The 20,086-nt window shown below is 40.6% G+C and carries 16 protein-coding genes and 1 riboswitch; all 16 genes read left to right on the forward strand.

Annotation, left to right across the window (positions count from 1 at the left end):
- Positions 1–24 precede the first annotated feature (24 nt).
- Complete coding sequence (locus WAA20_RS09300; RefSeq protein WP_073387661.1) at positions 25–1,665, forward strand: hypothetical protein; 1,641 nt, start codon at positions 25–27, stop codon at positions 1,663–1,665.
- An 18-nt stretch (positions 1,666–1,683) separates the two neighbouring features.
- The gene (locus WAA20_RS09305) at positions 1,684–3,684 is read left to right on the forward strand and encodes a hypothetical protein (RefSeq protein ID WP_073387659.1); all 2,001 of its coding nucleotides are present in this window, start codon (positions 1,684–1,686) and stop codon (positions 3,682–3,684) included.
- 235 nt (positions 3,685–3,919) lie between these two features.
- Positions 3,920–4,564, forward strand: a complete 645-nt coding sequence (locus tag WAA20_RS09310) for an MBL fold metallo-hydrolase (protein WP_073387656.1) — start codon at positions 3,920–3,922, stop codon at positions 4,562–4,564.
- Positions 4,565–4,771: 207 nt separating this feature from the next.
- A complete protein-coding gene (locus WAA20_RS09315) occupies positions 4,772–5,431 on the forward strand; it encodes a SatD family protein (protein ID WP_073387654.1) in 660 nt (219 codons plus the stop codon).
- Positions 5,428–6,171: a DUF3307 domain-containing protein gene (locus tag WAA20_RS09320; protein ID WP_073387652.1), complete on the forward strand. Its 744-nt coding sequence runs from the start codon at positions 5,428–5,430 to the stop codon at positions 6,169–6,171. Before WAA20_RS09315 ends, WAA20_RS09320 begins: the two co-directional genes overlap by 4 nt.
- A 160-nt stretch (positions 6,172–6,331) precedes the next feature.
- Positions 6,332–6,880, forward strand: coding sequence for a hypothetical protein (locus WAA20_RS09325; RefSeq protein ID WP_073387651.1), 549 nt, complete (start codon positions 6,332–6,334; stop codon positions 6,878–6,880).
- Positions 6,881–7,265: 385 nt separating this feature from the next.
- A riboswitch (cobalamin riboswitch) is annotated at positions 7,266–7,459 on the forward strand.
- Positions 7,460–7,642: 183 nt separating this feature from the next.
- Positions 7,643–9,298, forward strand: coding sequence for a sirohydrochlorin cobaltochelatase (locus WAA20_RS09330; RefSeq protein ID WP_330393634.1), 1,656 nt, complete (start codon positions 7,643–7,645; stop codon positions 9,296–9,298).
- Positions 9,299–9,303: 5 nt separating this feature from the next.
- Positions 9,304–10,920, forward strand: a complete 1,617-nt coding sequence (locus WAA20_RS09335; RefSeq protein ID WP_081373820.1) for an ABC transporter substrate-binding protein — start codon at positions 9,304–9,306, stop codon at positions 10,918–10,920.
- A gap of 348 nt (positions 10,921–11,268) precedes the next feature.
- On the forward strand, positions 11,269–11,910 hold the full coding sequence (locus tag WAA20_RS09340; RefSeq protein WP_073387646.1) for a precorrin-8X methylmutase: 642 nt from the start codon (positions 11,269–11,271) through the stop codon (positions 11,908–11,910).
- Between the two features lie 130 nt (positions 11,911–12,040).
- Complete coding sequence (cbiD, locus tag WAA20_RS09345) at positions 12,041–13,183, forward strand: cobalt-precorrin-5B (C(1))-methyltransferase CbiD (RefSeq protein WP_073387644.1); 1,143 nt, start codon at positions 12,041–12,043, stop codon at positions 13,181–13,183.
- Positions 13,184–13,186: 3 nt separating this feature from the next.
- Positions 13,187–13,954, forward strand: coding sequence for a precorrin-4 C(11)-methyltransferase (gene cobM / locus WAA20_RS09350; RefSeq protein ID WP_073387641.1), 768 nt, complete (start codon positions 13,187–13,189; stop codon positions 13,952–13,954).
- Positions 13,955–14,008: 54 nt separating this feature from the next.
- A complete protein-coding gene (locus WAA20_RS09355) occupies positions 14,009–15,076 on the forward strand; it encodes an iron ABC transporter permease (protein ID WP_081373819.1) in 1,068 nt (355 codons plus the stop codon).
- A complete protein-coding gene (locus WAA20_RS09360) occupies positions 15,066–15,815 on the forward strand; it encodes an ABC transporter ATP-binding protein (RefSeq protein WP_073387640.1) in 750 nt (249 codons plus the stop codon). Before WAA20_RS09355 ends, WAA20_RS09360 begins: the two co-directional genes overlap by 11 nt.
- Positions 15,816–15,927: 112 nt before the next feature.
- Entirely contained in the window at positions 15,928–16,836 is a 909-nt protein-coding gene (locus WAA20_RS09365; protein ID WP_073387638.1) for a cobalamin biosynthesis protein, read from the forward strand.
- Between the two features lie 100 nt (positions 16,837–16,936).
- A complete protein-coding gene (gene cobJ, locus WAA20_RS09370) occupies positions 16,937–17,692 on the forward strand; it encodes a precorrin-3B C(17)-methyltransferase (RefSeq protein ID WP_073387637.1) in 756 nt (251 codons plus the stop codon).
- A 63-nt stretch (positions 17,693–17,755) separates the two neighbouring features.
- Positions 17,756–19,882 (forward strand): precorrin-6A reductase, encoded by a 2,127-nt coding sequence (gene cobK / locus WAA20_RS09375; RefSeq protein ID WP_073387635.1) that lies wholly within the window; start codon positions 17,756–17,758, stop codon positions 19,880–19,882.
- Positions 19,883–20,086 lie beyond the last annotated feature (204 nt).

Here is a 20,086-nt window from a genome sequence, read left to right on the forward strand (position 1 = left end):
GATTTGTGTAGAAAGGATGATCCGATGAGTAGAAAAGTAATAGCTTTGATACTGATGTCTACAATCACATGTTGTCTGCTTTCGGGTTGCAAAAGTGCTTCTTTGACTGTTTCTGATAAAAATGATGAAACAAAGTCCGAAAAAGATGCAGATGAGGAAGACGCTGAGAAATCTGAAGAAAAGTCTGAAGAAACATCTGAAAAAGAAGAGGAAGAAAAAGAAGAGGAAGAAAAAGAAACGGATGAAGCTCAGAGCACGGAAGGATATGACCTCTATAGTGCACTGTCAGGACAGGAGTTTGAGCTTTCTTCTGTGAACCCATATGATAGCAACTACAGGACATGGATAGAGTTTAAAGAAGATGGCTCTTTTAGCGGATCCTTCTTAAAAGACTACTATGTAGAATCGGAAGATGGCGAGGAAGATGGTGAAACAGATGGTTCTTTTACAGGTCAGCTTGGTAAGTGTACGCAGGTGGATCAGTATACCTGGACGGCTGACATAGAAGAGATTACATATGAAGTACCTGCAAATGCACCCTCGGAATATTCCAATGCCAGCGGTCTTGAAGGCTTTGAAAATGGCTCAACCGAAATGACTTTTTATCTTCCGGGCAAAGATATAGAGGAACTTCCGGATGATGTTAATACATGGCTCTTTGGTAATGACTTTGGAGCACTTGTTGGCTATGATATGGACTGGGTATCAGATGCTCCGCAGGATCTTCCGTTCTACGTAATTTCTACAGATGATGGCTGCTTTTCGGGAAGAAATGTTTCTGGGAAAAATGAACTATACATCAAAAACAAAGCAAAGCTCCCTGGAATTATTAATCAGGAGCTTACAATAAATTCTGATGGCACTTATACCTGCATTGACGCCGATGAAGATGGTAACATTAAATTCATTAATACCTGTTTTGAATATGATGGCTTTGATGTTGATGTAGAGGAATGTATCCAAAAGATATATGGCGATATTGACTACGAATATATCAACATATATGGCAATGGCGGCGAATATGACAATGATGAGTGGATATACAAGCCTGACTGGAAGTGGCTCAATGGTCTGAAGACCAAGATGGCAATATGGAGTTCCTATGACGGTGATAGCTATGTATCTTATCAGGCCAGATTTATAAGCCCGTACATTGATGACGACAGGTATGTATTTGCATACGTAGTGGAAGTTCATAGTGCCAGTGAAGTTATAGATGCAGAGACTGCATACATGGCATTGGGATCACTTACTTTTTCCGGAAGGGAAGATGAGATTTCATGTGCCGGTGGAACAGACAAAGAACCATACACAGAGCTTTTGATATACTGCTTACGTGGGCAGGGACAAAGCCTTCTTGGCGATGAAGTTGAGTTTGTATTTGAGGATGATACTGACAAGATAGAAGAGTACGGCCTTGATCCTGATGATTTTTATAATGATTATCAGATCGGTGGATACGATAGCGTTTATGACGAATATGAAATTTCATCGCAGTGCGTTATTTACGTCCAGTATGCACCGGATGGCATGCACAGATTCCTTACTATCGAGGAATTTAATTCTTATGTACCTGAGTATGATATAGAGGGTGGCAGGCTTATGAATATAGTTCTTGATAAGGACGGAAAAGTAATACTGATCAAGGAACCATATACACCATAAGTGTTGAAAGGATATTCTATGAGTAGAAAATTAATAGCTTTGATTCTGATGTCTACAATCACATGCTCTATGCTTTCTGGATGTGGAAGTATGATCAATGTTGGAGCTAAGGAAGCCCCCGATGAGAACAGTGTATCCGTGGATGAACCAGAAGTTCCTAAGGATAGCGGTATATCTGAGGACGCGTCAGAAGCTTCTTCTGAAAATACTGAATCTGAAATTGCAGAATCTGAAACCACAGAAGATCCGCTTAAGGGATTAGTAGAAGATGACATCCTTGATATATTCCGTGCTTCTAACCCTGTAGGATCAAGTGTGGTCTATGACGAAGGCGTAAATTTTGGAAGCTGGGTTCAAGACCGCCTGGAAAACGACATCGATGAAGATATTCAAGAAGAAGGCGAAGAGATAGGGCGCGCTCATGAGTTCTGGTTTGGAACAGATGTTGGCAATAACTTTGAGAGCAATTTCCCAATAATATATGGAACTTACTATGCGCTAAAGGATTATTACGAATCCGGCAGATATAGAAGTGAAGATTTTTACAATAAGGTTTTGGAAGAAGTTGAGTATTTTTGCGGCGGCGATGATAACAATATCAAGGATATGTGTTACGATCTGAGAGAATTCGTTACAGACTGCAATAATGCGATCCGCGTTCTGGAAGGCATTGAAGTATTAGATGCGGATGTAGATCCATACTATGGGGTACTTCTTCGTTACAAAGAGGCACAGGATAAAGGATTATCGCAAGATGAGCTTGATGCGATAGGATTTAAAACCGCGCTCATCGATCATGGCTGGCCGAATGGAACTAATAATGACGAGGTCAGATATCATTACTATGATATAGGCGATGATAACTGGATCGATTTGATAATAACTTATTATGGTGCGATCGTTGATATATATTCACACGATGGGGATGCAGTGTACTCTTATGGCGCGCCGTACAGAGGCATTGCAGAGCTTTATCCTGACGGGACGATCTGTGAGACAATATCTATGGGAGTTAGCGGCTCTGCCACAAACTGGCTAAGATATGATGTAAGTTCGGGTAAGTTCATTCTTGTAGATGGACAGTTAACTCCCACGGATGATCCGGTAGTTCTTCCTGAGGGAAAAAAGATTTCTGATGTTGGCAAAAATACGGCATCTTATGAAAATGCAGAAATAGCTGCATATGCTTATTTTCTTTCTGACTACATGGAGCATCCTGCAATGTCCGAAGAGTTATCAGAAGATTTTGGAGAAGAGGATAAGCCTGAAAGCGAAGAAGACGTCATTTTTTCACTGATATATATAGACGATGATGACATTCCGGAACTTACTGTGGCTAATGGAACTGCTCCATGGAATGCTGTTCATGTGTTCACTTATAAGGATGGCGAAGTCGTAGAAGCCGGTGAATACTCGATGTATGGAAGGGCGTATTATACTCCTAAAAAAGGGCAGATTCTTCCTATGTATTACATACCGGTTGCCGATGCAGAAATAATGGTTTATGGAAGCGATGAGACTATACCTTTTGATCTTGACAGAGATGCTAATAATTTTATTTCCACGGATGAGTACAACGGCATGTCTCTTGCTGATGTAAAAGACATGGAAGATGAGCTGATACGGATGAAAAAGACTGCACCGCTTGGCATTACTCCGCTTGGCGCACTGATAATTGACGATTCCTATCTTAAAGAAAGTGAACTTCTCATAGAGGGAAAACAAGCTGATAAGATTCCGGGGATCTGGTATCTCGTGACTGAAGATGTTGATGCTCCTACCTGGATAGAGTTTGATACTAATGGGACATTCACCACTCACTATAACGAAGCCGGAGGTGAAATATCAGGATATATCGAGTATGAGCAGGAGTCATCTCTTTTAGAGGACGGCGGGATATACTATTTGTATAAATTTGACGGCACACGTTATGACTCATTTGAAATAGGCCCTGATGATGATAATGTTTGTATGATGAACTTCTTTGGAAGGGTTTATTATAAATTCCAGGAAGACTGATATTACAGCATATGAGGTTGAACAGATTCGTAAATAAGAGGTTTTGAATCATACTAAAAAAATATTAAAATTTTTTATAGAATCACTCTTGTGGTTCTATTTTTTTAAATATAAAATGTTATTATAAATATAAGGGTTAATTATGGGATGGCAATAATTCGAAAAATGATGCAGGTGTTAAAAGTAGTTTTTAACCCCTGTTTCATAATTATAAAAACTAAAACAGGAGAGTGTAATGCTAGATAAAATCGACGTCTTAACCCATAGCAGTATCAAGATCAGGAGTGACTTTGCAACTGTTTATGTTGATCCTTTTAATATCAAAGAGGAAGCACATGATGCTGATTATGTGTTTGTAACTCACGATCACTATGATCATTTTTCCCCAAAAGATATCAGGAAAATTATAAAGGATACTACAATTATTGTTTGCCCTTATAAGATGTTTGAAGACGCTAGAGAATTCGAGCGTGAAGTAAAAGAAATCGTGGCAGTTAAGCCGTCCGAGTCTTACGAGCTTGATAGCCTTGAAGTTGAAACTGTACCTGCCTATAACACCATCAAACCCTTTCATCCAAAACGTGCTGAATGGGTGGGATATATTCTGAAACTCGATGGTAAGCGAATCTACATCGCAGGCGATACCGGACTTACCAAGGAATCCAAAACCGTTAAATGCGATATAGCCCTTGTCCCAATCGGCGGAACATATACAATGGATGCAAAAAGAGCTGCGGAGCTTATAAACATCATAAAGCCTGAGGCAGCTATTCCTACTCACTATGGAGCTATCGTTGGAAAGCCTGCTGATGCCAAAACATTCGCAGCCAATGTCCAGGCACCTGTTCAGGTGGTAGAGAAGATCCAGTATTATAAATAAACATTCCTCCAGAATGTATTATCTAAAAATATACGCTATAGATGTATTATTGACAAATATACATATATAGCGTATATTTTATATTGTAAACGATATTACGTAGAATGAGGAGGGGAGTTAATCAAAGATTAACTCCAAAAGTGGCATCGCAAGCTCTGCCACTTCAACCATTAGCCGCTCGCGCTGCTCGCAACATGAGGTTTGTTTATGAAATACATAGCAATCATAGGTGACATCCGCTATTCTAAGCAGATATCTAACAGAGGTGCAATTCAATCAAAACTTAATAAAGTGCTTAAATCCATAAACGATAATTACAAAGAAGATATAGCTGCCAACTTTCTGATAACGCTTGGAGATGAATTTCAGGGCCTTCTTACAAGTACAGAGCACCTTCTGGAGATCATCAGATATATCCAGATGAGCATGTATCCTGTAGAGATAAGGTTCGGCCTAGGATGCGGCAAGATAACCACCAAGATCAATAAAGAAGCTGCTATAGGCGCTGACGGTCCTGCTTTCTATGCAGCAAGAAACATGATAGAACAGCTAAAACATGAAGAAAAAAAGCTAAAGCAGCAGGCATCAGATGTAAAGCTCTCGGTATATGAAAAAGACGATACTCTTCAGGTAGAACAGCTCAATACCTTTTTCAGAGTAAATAAACTTTTGGAAAACAAGTGGTCTACCGAGCAAAGAAATACAATAATGGAAATGAAGTACCATAAAGGAAGCCAGGAAGAAATTGCCAGAAGACTTGATACCACACAGGCAACCGTGGCAAGAAGACTTGTTGCGGGAAGTTATCTAACATACGAAGAAGTTGAAAGAGTAATCAATCTTACACTTGGGAATATAAAACTATGACTAAATATATACTTTTTCTATTAATTGGACATGTACTAGGCGATTTTTATTTTCAGACACAAAAGATATCTTCAAAAAAGGCAAAATACTATAAATGGGTCATCATCCATTCATTGGAATATCTGGCAACTATGCTGGCTATGGCAGTGATAGTATTTCACGTCGAAGCCATTATCATGGCTACATGTGCAGGAATAGTTCATTTCCTTATCGACACAGCCAAGTTTATATTTGTCAAAAAGACAAAGACCAAAAGGCAGTGGAATGTTTTCTGCCTGGATCAGATACTGCATGTAGTGAGCATTATTACTATGTGTTATTTCTTTGATAGATTCAGTTTGCAGATGAACACTACATTTGTAGATGCTGCAATTGCATCATGCGGCCTGGACAGCATCGTTACGCTGAAATGGATTCTTTCAGTGCTCCTGATCCTTAATCCTTCAAATATCATGATCCAGATGTTCCTTTCAGAATTCAAACCCATCGAAAGCCGCGGCCAGGACATCATAAACAGAGAGAAAAACGCCGGAAGAATGGTCGGCTCTTTAGAAAGGATCATAATGCTGATCCTCCTATTCAACCAGCAATACTCAGCCCTCGGCCTTGTTCTTACTGCTAAATCTATAACAAGATATAATAAGATAACAGAAGATAAGGCCTTCGCAGAATACTACCTTCTTGGAACACTTTTAAGCGTTCTGGTAGTACTGGTGATCGGACATTTGGTTCTTATATAGAGAAACATAAGAGTTCTTTGTAGAGCTACGATTTTTGAATATGTAGTAATTACGTTCTGTAATCTTACTTAGAATTGTATTTATGTAATTCTAAGGATGTACTAGATACATCCTATAATCTTCAGGCATTGTGATCCGCATGATAAGGGAGCGTTGGCGTATGGAGAAGATCAGACTTGGACAGATGTTTTTGATCTTATGCTGTATGATGTATCTAATATGGTGGCTTAAATCCTATCACCCCACCAAAGGCGATAACCACTATACCGGAACCAGCGGAATCATGCTTATAATAACCTCCCTGTTCGGTCTATTCGGTGCAGGCTTCGGCATGTCCGGAGTCCTTGACCTTTCTCCAGTAAACGGATTCATATCCGGCTACGTGATAATCGCCGCCGGAATTATCACATACCCTGTTTTATTCGTAATATTCCAATTCATCTTGAAAAGAGACACTACAACTGAGCTCTTTCTAATAGTCGGCTGGATAATGTTTGAAACAGCCGTTATAAACATTGCTTACGCTTTAGAAATAGTATCTATCCAAATAGTAATCATTTACATGGTTCTAGTCTTTGCCGCCGCAATCTCTAGTCTCTATTTCTATCTTCAATATTTCAAGGTTTCTCCTATAAGAGGCTATGTCTACGGTGCAATCCCCCTTATAACAGAAGCAGTATGTATGGCAATATACAACCTTATTACATAAGACGTATGCGTGACAAAATATAAAATTATTACAGAAGGCTATGAAGCATTTGGGCTCATAGTCTTTTCAATTTACGTCAACTTCTAGCCTGCTTTATCCATAAAAAATGTATAGCTTGCGGAAAATTCCGGAGGGCGGGCAGTTAATAAAGGATTTGGGAGCCTTTGAAAGTTTTTGTTACATTCAAGAGCTTGATAGATGGATTTATATATTCCCGTTTGGGATTCACATGTCCCCGCGAAGCGAGTTTGAATCCCGGAATATATAAATTCAGATATCATGCCTTGAATGTAAAAAACTTTCATGGTCCCCAAATCCTTTATTAACTGCCCACCCTCCGGAATTTTGTATACCAATACCATTTTTTATGATATTATATATGCGTAAATTGAATAAGACGGAAGGTGCTTGTGGGCCTCGATGCTGCACAAGTGAAAAGGGAAGCAGGTGTGAATCCTGCACGATCTCGTCACCGTATTTCAAGAGTTTCCTTCATATGCCACTGGATGATCCGGGAAGGCGAAGGAAGCGCTAAAGAATTGATAAGCCGGGAGACCTGCCTGTCGTCGTACATGGGTAACCAAGTCACGAGGAATTGACTGTACGAAGCATATAAGTAAATGCTATTTCGCATTTACTTTTTAAGCTGTGCAAAAATGTCTTCGCGATCCTTGCGAAGGCTTTTTTTATTCTGTGGAAAAATCTTTTTCCTAATGTGATTGGCGACGCATGTAAGTAGATTCAAAGAAGGAGAAAAGTATTATGAAAAAGAAACTATTGACGCTGCTTATGACATCAATGCTCGTTGTATCAGCAGTAGGCTGCGGCGACAAGAACGCAGACACAGCTTCCACAGCTGCAAACGAAAGTGCTTCAAATGATGCGACAGTAGAAGACACAACAAAAGAAAGCGATAGCGCTACTGAAGAAGTATCTGAAGAAGTGACTGAAGTCCCTTCTGTTAATGAATTTGGACTTGAAGATGGCGTTTACACAGCCACATTCACTACAGATTCAAGCATGTTCCACATCAACGAAGCTTACGGCGATAAGGGAACACTTACTGTAGAAGGCGGAGAGATGACTATCCATATCACACTTCCTTCACAGAACATAGTAAATCTTTTCCCAGGAACAGCTGAAGATGCTCAGAAGGACGGTGCTGTCCTCTTAGAGCCCACAATTGATGAAGTTACATATGAAGACGGTACTACAGAAGAAGTTTACGGCTTCGATGTTCCGGTGCCGGTTATAGATGAGGAATTCCCTCTTGCTCTTATCGGAACAAAGGGCGTATGGTACGACCACATGGTAGTTGTTTCTGATGTTACAGCTCAGGGAGAGGATGAAGACCAGATGGCTGCTGATAATGTTGCAGGTCTCATAGATGATATCTATGTTCAGACTTATACAGAAGACACTTATGAAAACTGTGAGAAGGCTAAAGAGGCCTGGGATGCTCTTACAGATGCACAGAAAGAGCTTGTAGAAGGCGAATTCGCTGATCCTGACTACTTCGGAAGAGATACAGGTGATGCTTCTCTTGACGATCCGCTTAACGGCGATGATATTGGCGAGAACGAGATCCTTGTAGTAAGCTTTGGTACATCTTTTAACGACAGCAGAGCTAAGGATATCGGCGGTATCGAAAAGGCTATAGCGCAGGCTTATCCTGACTGGTCAGTTAGACGTGCTTTCACAGCACAGATCATCATCAACCACATCTATGCTAGAGATGGCGAGAAGATCGATAACGTAGATCAGGCTCTTCAGAGAGCTGTAGATAACGGCGTAAAGAACCTTGTAATTCAGCCTACACACCTTATGCACGGCGCTGAGTATGACGAACTTGTTGAAACTCTTGATGAGTACAAGGATAAGTTCGAGTCAGTTGCAATTGCTGAGCCACTTCTTGGCGAAGTAGGAAGCGATGCAACAGTTATCAATGAGGACAAAGAGAGCGTTGCAAAGGCTATCACAGCAGCTGCTGTAGAGGAATCCGGATATGACAGTCTTGATGCTGCCAAAGAAGACGGCGTAGCATTCGTATTCATGGGACATGGTACATCTCACACAGCTAAGGTTACATACAGCCAGATGCAGACTCAGATGGATGAGCTTGGATACGACAACGTATTTATCGGAACTGTAGAAGGCGAGCCTGAAGAAACAGAGCTTTCAAACATCATCGAGAAGGTTAAGGAAAACGGTTATACAAAGGTTATCCTTCGTCCTCTTATGGTAGTTGCAGGCGACCACGCTAACAACGATATGGCAGGCGATGACGATGATTCCTGGAAGAGCGGCTTTGAAGCAGACGGAAGCTTCGATGAGATCGATTGCCAGATCGCAGGTCTTGGCGGAATTGAAGATGTTCAGAAACTCTATGTTGAGCACACAGGAGCTGTTATTAAGTAATTATCATGGTTAAAGAAAAAGTCAAAAATCTGGCGATCGTTGCCGGCCTTTTGCTGATTTTCTTTTCCATATGTTTAGGGGGATGCGGTACTATTTCCGATGGGGAATATACCGCATCCGTTCTGCTATCAGGAGGAAGCGGCAGAGCTTATATAGAAAGTCCCTGCAGCGTGACTGTAAAGGATGGCAAATCCACCGCCAGGATCGTATGGAGTAGCCCCAACTACGACTACATGATCGTTGACGGCGAAACATACTATCCTGTGAACCCGGAAGGTAACTCCGAGTTTGAGATCCCTATAACATTGGACAAGGAAATGCAGGTTCAGGCTGACACAACAGCCATGAGTAAGCCTCATTTAATTGAATACACACTTCTTTTTACTCTGGAAAAAGATTATGCGGATGGCACTTCGGAAAATGGCGAACAGGGAAGTGGTGCGACAGGTGGTCAAGGAAGCGGCAGTAATGCGGCAAATGGCCAAGGAAATGGCAGTGATGCAGATGGTAGCCAGGGAGACGGTAATGCAGGAAATAACCAAGGAGATGGCAGCAATTCCTCGGCTAATTCAAGTCTTAATCCGCCTTCTATAGAAGGCCTGACCTACGTATCTACAGATGAAAACTCATATGCTCAGTGCTACAGAATTCACAGATATGAAAGCGGCTTTGTTGTTATCAGCGTAGATGATGGCAGGAATTATCTTTTAGTACCTGAAGGACAAAAGACTCCTGAAAACTTAGGGCAGGACATAGTAGTCCTTGAAGGAAAGCTAGACAGGATATACCTGGCAGCATCAGCTGCGATGTGCCATTTCGATTCCTTATCCTGCGTGGACAGAATCTTATTATCAGGAATAGAGGAAGAAGACTGGTATATTGAAGCTGCTGCAAGCGCCATGAAAGACGGAACACTTAAATATGGCGGCAAATACAGCGCACCTGACTATGAGCAGATAGTTATGATGGACATAGATATTGCTGTAGAAAGCACAATGATCCTTCACGTTCCAAAGGTTCAGGAACAGCTTGAAGAGCTGGGCGTACCAGTTTTTATAGACAGATCAAGTTATGAGGAAGAGCCACTTGGAAGATGCGAATGGATCAAAGTCTACGGAGTTCTTACAGGCGAAGAAGAAAAAGCAGAAAGCGCTTTTGAAAGCCAGAAGGCTCAGGTAGAACAGATTGAAGATCTGGATGTTGAGGGAAAAAGCGTAGTATTGTTTTACCTAAATTCAAATCACCAGGTTGTTACAAGAACAGGCAATGATTATTTTGCTAAGATAATTGAAATGGCAGGCGGCGAGTATCTTGCACCTGTTGGAGACGACGGCGGCGCATCTCAGATGACTATAAGCATAGAGGCTTTTTATGAGTATGCTTCTGATGCGGATATTCTGATCTATAATGCGACGATCGAATCGGTTCCGGAGTCTTTGGAAGAGCTGATGGGAAGCGACGTGACATTTAAGGATTTCAAGGCTTTCCAGGAAGGAAACATATGGTACACAGATAAGTCGTTGTACCAGTTCTCTGATAAGACAGGAACTATCATAAGCGACTTGGCAGTAGTAATTGCCGGCGAGCAGGAGGAGACGGATTTCTTCCACAAGCTGCAATAAGGGAATCGAAGCTTCGCACATTTAAAAAGGTGAAGGCTTCGAGGATTCCTGAGGCTGACAGATAATAAATGATTTTGTTGTCATGAAAAATATATAAAATTCAAGGCATGATATCTGAATATTTATATTCAAGGGTCCGAAACTCGCTTCGCTCAGACATGCGGACCCTAAACTGAATATAAATATTCATCTATCAAGCTCTTGAATTTAATATATTTTTCAAAGACAAAAAAATCATTTATTATCTGCCATCCTCAGGAATCGTCAAGGTTTTTGTGGTTTAAATGTGCGAAGATTCTGATGATAAGTAAAAAAAATATTAGACAGTAGCAAATAATGAGGTACTAGATGAGTTTCGAGATTATAAAGCCTATGGAGATAGAAAAAGAAAGCTTTCGTATAATCGAGAAGGAGCTTGAACAGATGGGCAAGAGTTTTCCTAAGGAAATCATGCCGACTGTTCAAAGAGTTATACATACAACCGCTGATTTTGAGTATGCTGATACTCTTACTTTTTCTATAGATTGTATTCAAAAGGCAAAGAAGGCTATTATGGAAGGGGCACATATTGTTACGGATACGAATATGACTCTTTCAGGAATCAATAAAAAGATGCTTCAAAAATTCGGCGGCGATGTGCACTGCTTTATGGCTGATGAGGATGTCGCAAAGGAAGCTAAAGAAAGGGAAGTTACAAGAGCTATTGTAAGCATGGAAAAGGCTGCAAAGCTTGGTGTTCCAACTATCTTTGCCATAGGTAATGCACCAACTGCTCTTATTAGATTAAAAGAGCTTATAGATGATGGAGAGCTTAAGCCTGAACTTATCATTGGCGTTCCTGTTGGATTTGTAAACGTGGTTGAAGCTAAGGAACTGATAATGGAAAGTGATGTTCCTTATATTGTAAACAGGGGCAGAAAAGGCGGAAGTACAGTCGCTGCAGCAATCTGTAACTCGCTTCTTTATTCCGTTTCAGAGCGTGAGCTTTAAAATTTGGATTTTTTTGAAGATGATAAGTTCTTTTAAAAGGAATATTCTAAAGATAGAGAAAATTTTGTAAAGGAATACTCTGAATTAAGAAATTCTGTAAAAAATAAAAATTAGCTAGTATGAGGGTGTTATGGACAAGCTCTTTATTGAAAAGGGTGATAAGAAGCTTAGGATGGGCTTTACGACAGGTAGCTGTGCGGCGGCTGCCTCTAAAGCTGCGCTTATAATGCTGCTTACAAAGACCGATATTCATAATGTCAGCATTATGACGCCCAAAGGGATTGCCTATAATGCAGAAATTGTTGGTATAGAAAAAGGCCTAGATAATGGCTTTGTATCCTGCGCGGTCATAAAAGATGGCGGCGATGATCCGGATGTTACAACGGGATCGATGATATATGCAAAGGTAGAACTTAAAAATGAACCTGGAATCGTCATTGACGGCGGCGAAGGTGTTGGAAGAGTTACAAAGCCGGGGCTTGATCAGCCGATCGGAGAAGCTGCGATCAATTCTGTTCCGAGGAAGATGATCACTGATAATATATCTGCTGTTCTTAAAGAATACGAGCAGGAAAATAAGGGAGTTATAGTTACAATAAGTGTTCCGGGCGGCGAAGAGCTTGCTAAAAAGACATTTAATCCAAAGCTTGGCATCGTAGGCGGCATCTCGATTCTTGGCACAACCGGTATAGTAGAGCCTATGAGCGACGACGCGATAGTTCAGACTATAAAGACTGAAATCCGTGTCAGGAAAGCGGAAGGAAAGAAGATTTTAATGGCGGCTCCCGGCAATTACGGGATCACTTTTTTATCAGAAGTATATGGCATTGATGAAAAAAATGTTGTCATGACTTCCAACTTTATATATGACTCGGTGAGACTTGCTCTGGATGAGGGTTTTACAAAGATTCTTTTTGCAGGACATATTGGAAAACTTGTAAAAGTTGCAGGGGGCATTAAGAACACTCATTCAAGATATGGCGACCACAGAATGGAAATCTTGACGGACCTTTCGAAAAGGTATATGAGTGAAACTGATTTTGATAAGGTGAAAGATACACTGCCCGAATGTGTTATGACAGGTGAGGCGGTTAGAATTATAAATGAAACAGGCCATGGCGATATCGTTTTTGACAAAATGGCTGAGAATATCAAAGAATATATGGAAAAATGGAGCGATGGAAATATATCAGTTGAAGTGATCGTCTTCTCGGGAGAGAACGAAGAGCTGGTATCAACTGAAAATGCGCACACTTGGATAAAGGAAATTTAGATTATGGTACATTTTGTAGGTGCAGGTCCCGGAGCGAAGGATCTTATAACTTTAAGAGGAAAAGAGCTGATAGAAAAGGCGGATGTGATCATATATGCAGGATCTCTCGTAAATCCAGGGCTGCTTGATTATGCCAAAGAGGGGTGCGAGATCTATGACAGCAGTAAGCTAAATCTTGATGAAGTAATAGATATCATAAAAGCTGCGGAGGCTTCAAACAAGGATACAATCAGGCTTCACACAGGTGATCCTTGCATTTTTGGTGCAACAAGGGAGCAGATGGATATTCTGGATAAAGAAAAGATCGCTTATGATACAACTCCCGGCGTAAGCTCTTTTTGCGGAGCTGCAGCGGCTCTTAACATGGAGTACACGCTTCCGGGGATAACTCAAAGCGTCATCATTACAAGGATGGAAGGTCGCACCAAGGTTCCGGAAAAAGAAGCTGTGGAAGCCCTTGCTTCTCACGGATCTACCATGGTTTTCTTCCTATCCGCAGGTAATACCAAGACGCTTTCTGAAAGGCTTATAGCTGGTGGCCTTAGCCCAGATACGCCTTGCGCTATAGTCTATAAGGCAACATGGCCTGATGAGAAAAAAGTTGTGTGCAGATTGGATAACCTTTCTGAAAAAGCTAAAGAAAACGGCATAACTAAGACAGCCCTTATAATCGTTGGAAAAGCAGTGGCACAGAGCGGATATGAGCTTTCGAGACTCTATGCGGCTGACTTTACAACCGAATTCAGGCAAGGGACTGAAAATCGTACATAAATAGCCATCAGGAATCATCTAAAGATAGGTTGGTTAAATATGTACGGTGTTTGAATGCGTGAAAAAGAAGATATGCTTAAAGAAAAGAATATACAGAATAAATATAATAATGAGAATAGGATACGCCTGGTAACTGTGTTCATAGTTTTGATATTAGTTTCGCTTGCGGGCATAGTTCTGAACCTGTCTATTGGTAATGTAGATATAGACTTGAAGACGCTTGCAGGAGTGCTGTTTGGAGCAAATACGAATGACAAAATGGCGAGTATCATCCTGAATATCAGGCTTCCAAGGACTATCATGGCGTTTATCCTTGGAGGCGCGCTTGCTGTGTCTGGATTTTTGCTCCAGACGTTTTTTTCTAATCCTATTGCAGGTCCTTATATTCTAGGTGTGTCTTCGGGCGCGAAGATGATGGTCACAGTGCTGCTTATACTTGTTGCGGGCGGAGGATTTTATGTAAGAGGATATATGCTGATTGGTGCTGCCTTTGTAGGTTCGCTGATCACAACTTCTTTTATCATACTCATATCAAGAAGTGTTAAGAACATGGCGGCGCTGTTGGCTGCGGGTATCATGATAGGGTACATCTGCAGTGCGATCACTGACTTTCTTATAGCATTTGCTGATGACTCTGATATTGTGAATCTTCATAGCTGGTCACAGGGAAGCTTTTCAGGTTCAAATATGAACGGCGTTATATACTGCCTTGTGACTGTTTCCATAACTATGGTTTTAGTAATGCTTATGTCCAAAAAGCTTGATGCTTTCAGACTTGGCGAATCCTATGCCAGAAGCGTTGGCGTTAATGTTAAGCTTTGCAGAGTGCTTATAATCATGCTTTCATGCGTTTTGTCTGCTTGCGTTACAGCTTATGCAGGCCCTATTTCTTTTGTCGGAATAGCAGTTCCATTTCTTATGAGGGAGTCGCTTAGATCTTCAAAGCCGGTTGTACTGATACCTGCATCTTTCCTGGCAGGATCCATATTCTGCCTTGTTAGCGACCTTCTTTCAAGGATGCTCTTTGCACCGACAGAGCTTAACGTATCAGCGGTAACGTCTTTGTTTGGAGCGCCTATTGTAATCTTCATGATAATCAGGAGGCACAGGTTTGAAAATTAAAGAGCTGAAAGCTGGATATAACAAAAAGATAATAGTAAATAACCTGTCTCTTGAGATCAAAAAGGGTGAGATCATATCTCTGATAGGTCCAAACGGCGGCGGTAAATCGACTCTTTTAAAGAGCATTTCAGGTGAACTAAAAACGCTTGGCGGCGCTGTGATGCTGGATGATGAAGAAATCAAGAATATTCCTCTTAGAGAGATAGCAAAGCGCATGTCGATCGTTAATACAACAAGGGTGAGACCTGAGCACATGAGCGCTTTTGACGTTGTTTTATCAGGGAGACTTCCATATAGTGATCTTCTAGGACTTTACAAAAAAGATGATTATGATACAGCAGGTAGAGCCTGCGATCTTATGAATATTGCTGAGCTTAAGGAAAAGCCCTTTGCATCTCTTAGTGACGGGCAAAAGCAAAGGACGCTCATCGCAAGAGCTATATGCCAGGATCCTGAGTATCTGATCATGGACGAGCCTACGTCATATCTTGATATCAGGCACAGGCTGGAGCTTATGGATGTAATAAGAAAGCTGGCAAGTGAAGGCGTGACTATTGTTATGTCACTTCATGAACTTGAGCTTGCACTTGAGATATCGGACAGGGTTTTGCTTGTACAAAAAGATGGCGAGACGATATGTGAAGAGCCGGCAAAAGTCATTGAAAGCGGAATTATTAAAGAGCTTTATGAGCTTACGGATGAGATGTATGAGCGAGTTAAGAGGCATGTGGAAGTCTAGTTGTACGTGTAAAGATGTTTTATAGGTGAGTCTTCCTAAGATTGGCACTTAAATAAACAAAGAAATAGTTAATGAAGAATTCGAAAGAGAAAAAAGAGAAAAAGGATTTTGAATGGAACAAGCAAATTCAGGTAAGTATAAGTTCATATGCTTTACTGATACAGGAAAAGCTCTAATGGCACGACTTTCAGGTGAAGATGGCTTGAAGGTTGATAGCCTTAAGGACTGGACAAGGGATAATTTTGAGCAAGGGAATGTTCTTGTCTTTATAGGAGCCATGGGTATTGCTGTAAGAGCAATTGCACCTTTTTGTAAGGATAAGACCAAGGACCCGGCAGTTATTGTTATAGATGAAAAGGGAACTTTTGTGATACCGGTTCTTTCAGGGCATATCGGAGGCGGCGTTGAGGCTGCTAAGGAGATTGCTTCTAAGATAGGAGCTGTACCTGTTATTACAACGGCAACTGATGTAAATAATGAATTTGCTGTAGATGTTTTTGCAAAGAGTAACGGTCTTGGAATAAGCGATATGAAAAAGGCAAAGGAGTTTTCCATGACGCTTCTTGCTGGGCATGAGACGGAGTTTATAGTTACTCCTAATAAGCCGGAAAGAGATGCCCTATGTCTTATACCCAAATGTACTGTAATAGGAATGGGATGCAGAAAAGGTAAAAGCGTAGATGAACTCTATGAGTTTTTAAATGAAGTTCTTAATAAAAAAAGTATAGATATAAGATCCGTAAAAGCTTTGGTTTCTGCTGATAAAAAGAAGGATGAAGAGGGACTTATAGAACTTTCAAATCGACTTGGCGTTCCTTTTATCACATACTCATCAGATGTTCTGATGCAGCAGGAAGGGGAATTCGAGCATTCGGATCTTGTCATGGAAGTGACAGGTTCTGATAATGTATGCGAAAGATCTGTATGTGCCTATGGGTGTCATACCATCATCCAGAAAAAGACTAAGAAAGATGGCATGACATTGGCAATTGGAATGGTCGCTGTACAGATAAAAGGATAAGAGTTGATTTAAAACTTATATATAAAATGTGTTATATCCAGTTAAGATTTACTGGAGAAATAAAGCAATATTGTGAGAAATAAGATGGAGTAAGCAATATATGAATAGTGGTAAATTGTATGTTGTTGGTATAGGCCCTGGTAGTGAAGAGGATATGACTATAAGAGCGCGAAATACGCTTGAAAAGTGTGATTACATTTATGGTTACAAGGTATATTGCGATCTTGTGAAGCCTCTTTTCCCAGATAAAGAATATATTACAACGGCTATGACCGGCGAAGAGAAAAGGGTAGAGCTGGCTCTTTCTAAAGCTGCAGAAGGATATGACGTCGCACTTATATGTTCAGGTGATTCCGGAGTTTATGGAATGGCAGGCCTAGCATATGAGTTTGGTGCAAAGTTTCCTGATGTAAAGATCGAGATTATACCTGGCGTTACGGCGGCTCTGTCAGGTGCGGCGCTTCTTGGGGCTCCGCTCATACATGACTTTTGCCTTATAAGTTTAAGTGACAGGCTTACTAAGATGGAGCTTATTGAAAAAAGGCTCAGAGCTGCTGCCAGTGCTGATATGGTAATTGTTATCTATAATCCTGAAAGTAAAGGACGAAAGGGATACCTTTCGCATGCCTGCGATATTCTTATGGAAGTACTGCCGCCGGATAGAGTCTGCGGCATTGCAAGGAATATAGGGAGATCCGAAGAAGAACGCAGCGTAATGACGCTTAATGAGCTCAAAGATGCTCAGGCGGATATGTTTTGTACAGTGTTTATAGGCAACTCGTCAACTAAGGATTTTAGCGGATTTATGGTTACTCCAAGGGGTTATGCGATTGAAAATAAAATTTTCAATCGCTGAGAAGTGGCGATGCCACTTCAATCATTAGTCGCTCATGCTATTCGCGACATGAGGTTATCAATAGTGAAAAATAAAGTACTTGTTTTTGGCGGAACAACAGAAGGAAGGATTCTTTCGGATTATCTTAGAAAAGCCGGAATTCTTCATGAGATCAGCGTTGCAACTGAATATGGCAAGGAGATACTCTTAGAAAACGGTGAAGAAAATCTTTTTGTTGGAAGGAAGAACTTCAAAGAGATCGAAGAGATGATAAAGTCTCTTGAGGTCTCTATTGTTGTTGATGCGACGCACCCCTTTGCAACAGCTGCGTCTAAGGAAATCAAAACAGCCTGTGAAGCTAGTGATGTTCCATATTTAAGGCTTAAGAGAAGTACTGAGGTTAAGGCGGATGGCACTGATAACGTCATATGCGTGGATTCTATAGAAGATGCCTCCAAGGCTGCGGAAGATACAGATGGTAATATACTGGTTCTTACAGGTAGTAAGGATCTTGAAAAAATCGCTTCGATCATTACTGATACATCAAGAGTATTCGTACGAGTCCTTCCCAACGAAGACAGCATTGGTAAGTGCATAAAGGCAGGCTTTGGTGGAAGACAGATAATTGCCATGCAGGGACCTTTCTCCAAACAGATGAACATTGCTACGATCAAAGATATAGATGCAAAAGCTATTATCACCAAGGAAAGCGGCAAGGCAGGCGGATTTGAAGAGAAGATTGAAGCTGCGATGAGCTGCGGCATAAAGGCGATAGTCGTAAGAAATCCTGAAAACGCTCTTGAGAGCCCGGATGCGTATAGCTTGAGTGAAATAATTGAAATCCTTTCAAAGCACACTGGCATAACTATCGCATCGAATAAAGATATCATTCCTGATAAAGATATCAATTCTGATAAAAATATCATTCCTGATAAAGATATAAATTTTGATAAAACTGTCATTTTTGATAAAGATATCGCTTTTGATAAAACTATCTCTTCTGATAAAAATGTCGCTTCTGATAAAGCTATTACGCTTGCAGGCATGGGGCCTGGAGATGACAACTACTATACGCTTGAACTTAAGAAGGCGATTGATGAAGCAGATATCATTTTTGGCGCCAAAGCGGTTGTCAATAACCTAAAAAACAGCCGTGTGCCGGTGATTTCAGAATACGAGGGACAGAAGATCTATGACTATCTAGAAGGTAATAGGGAGTATATAAAACCGCTTGTTTTATTCTCTGGTGATATAAGCCTTTGCAGCGGTGCTAAGAAGGCCACAGTGCTGTTTGAAGATAAAGGCTACAAAGTCAACCTGATCAGCGGCATATCTTCAGTAACATTATTTGCCCAAAAACTTGGACTTGGACTTGAAGATGTCAGAGTTATAAGCGCTCATGGCAGAAAATGTGATGTTATAAGAAATGTTACTAATAATGTTGAAACTATTGTTTTAACATCTGACGCTGAACATGCAAGGAATATATCAGAAAAGCTCATAAGCCTTGCAGATAAGGTCATCGTAGGGTGCGACCTTGGAACATCTTCTGAAAAGATAATAGATGCCAAAAGTAATCCGGATACTATAAAAGATATAGCCGGAAAATGTCTTGTATATACTTATAACGAAAACGCCACAGGTAGAAAGATTGTAAAAACTCTATGTGATGATGAAATAATTAGAGGTAATGTCCCTATGACCAAGGAAGAGATCAGAGCTCTTTCTATGAGAAAGCTATCTCTTTCAAAAGGCGCTGTTTTCTATGATATAGGTTCAGGTACAGGCTCAATCTCGCTTGAAGCAGCTCTCCTTGACGAAAGCATATCTGTTTATTCTGTAGAAAAAAATGAAGAGGCCATAGAACTTCTTCGAAAGAATATAGAGAAATTTAATGTCTCAAACATTGAGATGATAAGCGGCCTGGCTCCAGATGCCATGAAGGATCTTCCTGCGCCAAGCCACGTATTTATTGGCGGAAGCAGCGGCAATATCAAAGAGATAATCGATGCTGTATATCAAAAAAATAGTAAGGCAAGAATTGTCATAAATACAGTAACAGCCGAGACTTTTGCTCAGGTGATGGATGTTATTAATGAGTATCCTGATATTGAACCTGATATAATAATGGTATCAGTAAGCCGATTTAAGAAAGTCGGAAGGTATCATCTCGCAGATGCTTTGAACCCTGTTTATATTATTACGCTATAGAAAAGAACTAAAATAACTTAAGCTTCGTACATATATAGATCTTCGTATATAGAATTACATCCAGAGTTCTTTGTGGAACTCATTAATTCTAAAAATGTACTTGATACGTCATGTATCTTTACAAATGAGAGATTTATAAGTACGAAGCTTAAATATAATGAGGTAGGTGTCAAAAGTTCCTTTTGACACCTTATGACTAACGGA

Source organism: Butyrivibrio fibrisolvens, from assembly GCF_037113525.1.
Lineage (GTDB): Bacteria > Bacillota > Clostridia > Lachnospirales > Lachnospiraceae > Butyrivibrio > Butyrivibrio fibrisolvens.